The following is a 2,227-nucleotide window of genomic DNA, read 5'->3' as shown; positions in this document are numbered from 1 at the left end:
CGGGAAAGCCCGCGTGGTTATGGGAGATGGGGATGCTGGCTGCCCTGCTAGTTCCGTCGTCAAAGACTGTTACAGACAGGTGATAGCGCGCCAGATAAATCGCAGCCGTCAATCCCGCAGGACCACCTCCGATGATGATGCAGTCAATTTTTGCAAGGTTCATACCATCCATCCATCCATCATCGGTAACTGCCCCAGGCGACGCAGCGGGCTTTCGGGAACAACGACGTGTAGCGATAGTTCCCGATCGCCGTGACTGACGCAGTCAGAAGGAAAACAAAATTTTGATGGCGTAGGAGTTCGCATCGTCGAGAGCTCCAGACGCGAAGCCGCCACAATGCTGCTATACAAGGAGTAAAAGAGCATTGGCGCGCCGGGGTCGCTGGTGGCCTTCGACGGACCTCCAATGTTCTAGCCCGCTCGAGCCAGCGATAAAGTAGCCGCGGTGTTGCGTCGCTCTTGGGTATAAAGTCCACGCAAATCTTGCAGATCGACCTCGTCTGCCACCGCCTTCTTTCGCACCCCCCTATCCACCCAAGGGGATTGGCCTTCAACCGTCCGCCTGGTCAGCCTTGATCCGAAGCCGGTTCGAGTGGGCTCGGCGATGCCGGTCCCGCCAGACTCCTACCAGGTACTTTGAAGAGCGTCGGAAACGTCCCAAGATGTTACACGTCGGCCCTCGCTCATCCCGAGAACTCCATATTTGGCGGCATTTGTTGCCGGCTCGTGGAGGACAAGCGCAATCCTCTTACAGCTTGTCAATCGCCACATACACGTCTTGCGGTTTAACACGTTGAGGGACCACACGACGCATTCTCAAAAGATGGCCAACGTACGCCTGCATTTAAAGTATTTTCACGGATATCGGCCACCTTAAACCGCGTGACTGAATGGCGTTTGCTTGAGACGCGCATCTGTCGCGGGGGGGGCCTTGGTGCACGGATCTGGAGCATGACGGATCTCGATCTTTGATGACGTTGGCTAGGCTACCTTTGCCTTGCGGCGAGCGGATTTCGGGCGGGCGCCAGGCAAGCATGCGGTTGAGGACGGCGCAGCCGATGGCGACTTCCGTCTGCTGAGCATGAAACGACCGAGCCCGCAGACGCGGTCCGATGATGGATTTGTATCGTCCGATGGCAGTCTCGACCCGCGCACGCTTGCCGTAGCCGGTGGAAGCTTGCCAGTTCATCCGCCCGTCTATGCTTATCGCGGCGATATGCTGATCCCTTTGGCCGGGAGATCGATTCCTGGCCGGTTCGACTGCATTGACCCGTGGCGGACTGATGATGGCAACATCGGCACTGTGGTTGATGATCGCGTCGTAGATGGGCTTTCCATCATAGGCACCATCGGCGGTTAACCGTCCGATTGGACCGTCGATCTGATTGAGAAGTGGCCCCACCTGCGAGGCATCGCCTGTGTCCTGGTCGGTCATTGTGGTGGGCGATGATCTCGCCGCTATCAGCATCCAGCGCCAGATGCAGTTTGCGCCAACCGCGACGGGATTTGGCGCCATGTTTCTCCTTCAGCCACTGGCCCGCGCCATAGATTTGAAGGCCTGTACTATCGACAAGAACATGCACCCGTCCGTCCAGAGGAACTGAGGATCCCGCCGTTTGCTGGGCGATTGCCATGTCCGTGCCCGACGGCTGAGCGTGGTATGATCGGGGACGGAGAGTGCCAACCCCATCAATTGCAACACCGATTCCAGGAAGCCTTCGGCTTGGCGTAGCCGCAGTCCGGACACCATGCCGAGGGACAAGGCTGTCTCGATGGCAAGATCAGAATAGCGAGGCTGGCCACCACGCGTTGTTCGTCGTGGAGCAACCCACATGGCAACCGCCTCCGGCGCCAGCCACAGGGTCAAGCTGCCACGTCGGCGGAGGCCCGCCTCATATTCCGGCCAGTTCGTCACCTTGAATTTCATCTTCCCGATCAGATGACGGCGGGCGGAATTGTGTTTGAAAGGCATGACTGAGACAGACCGGCTATTGAGATCGCCGTTCGCCTACATCAAGACCGCTGAACGATCCGTGCACCAACGCCATCGGGAACGGTATGGGTCGCGAAGGCGGCGGCTCGGAGCTTCGTTCGCGAACTCGAAGACAAGATCCGGCAGCAGCCTTTCGCCGCGGTCATCGCCGCCCTCCCCTTCATCTTCGTCTTCGGCGCGAAGCGCTGACGAGGCTTTGCGCGAAGGAGTCGCGGAACTGTTGCGTGTCGGGCG

Annotated in this window: 2 protein-coding genes and 1 pseudogene; all 3 read right to left on the bottom strand. The window is 58.9% G+C overall.

Annotated features, from left to right (window positions below):
- Positions 1-172, bottom strand: a 172-nt coding sequence (locus ACPYOI_RS35495; RefSeq protein WP_481424100.1) for an FAD-dependent oxidoreductase, incomplete at its 3' end; no start/stop codon positions are given.
- A gap of 809 nt (positions 173-981) precedes the next feature.
- A pseudogene (locus tag ACPYOI_RS35490) lies at positions 982-1,972 on the bottom strand (IS5 family transposase).
- 36 nt (positions 1,973-2,008) lie between these two features.
- On the bottom strand, positions 2,009-2,227 hold a 219-nt coding region (locus tag ACPYOI_RS35485), incomplete at its 5' end, for a hypothetical protein (RefSeq protein WP_481424099.1).

The sequence above is a fragment of the Rhizobium sp. SVR5-2C genome, assembly GCF_056755115.1.
The sequence above is the reverse complement of the archived record's forward strand: the minus strand, read 5'-3'. Positions and strand labels throughout refer to the sequence as shown.